Genomic DNA, 464 nt, shown 5'->3' on the forward strand with positions numbered 1-464 from the left:
CCGTCACACCATGGGAGTGGGTTTTACCAGAAGTGGCTAGTCTAACCGCAAGGAGGACGGTCACCACGGTAGGATTCATGACTGGGGTGAAGTCGTAACAAGGTAGCCGTATCGGAAGGTGCGGCTGGATCACCTCCTTTCCAGAGCTATCTCGCAAAGTTGAGCGCTCACGCTTATCGGCTGTAAATTAAAGACAGACTCAGGGGTCTGTAGCTCAGTCGGTTAGAGCACCGTCTTGATAAGGCGGGGGTCGTTGGTTCGAATCCAACCAGACCCACCATTGTCTGGCGGTAACACCTGAGGGCATCTGTACTCAATGGGGGCATAGCTCAGCTGGGAGAGCACCTGCTTTGCAAGCAGGGGGTCGTCGGTTCGATCCCGTCTGCCTCCACCAATCACCAACGCTAAGTGCTTGGTTCATACGATGAACCGAGAATTTTGCATTGGCGATTGAGCCAGTCAGA

At 54.1% G+C, this 464-nt stretch carries 2 tRNA genes and 1 rRNA gene; all 3 read left to right on the forward strand.

The annotated features are described in order from the left end of the window. Positions 1–140, forward strand: a 16S ribosomal RNA gene (locus DPV74_RS41865); the annotation flags it as partial. Positions 141–203: 63 nt separating this feature from the next. After that, positions 204–280, forward strand: a tRNA-Ile gene (locus DPV74_RS41870). Positions 281–318: 38 nt separating this feature from the next. Continuing rightward, positions 319–394: transfer RNA gene (locus DPV74_RS41875), tRNA-Ala, on the forward strand. Positions 395–464 lie beyond the last annotated feature (70 nt).

It is taken from the genome of Burkholderia sp. HAN2018, from assembly GCF_024704855.1.
Taxonomy (GTDB): Bacteria; Pseudomonadota; Gammaproteobacteria; order Burkholderiales; family Burkholderiaceae; genus Burkholderia; species Burkholderia cepacia.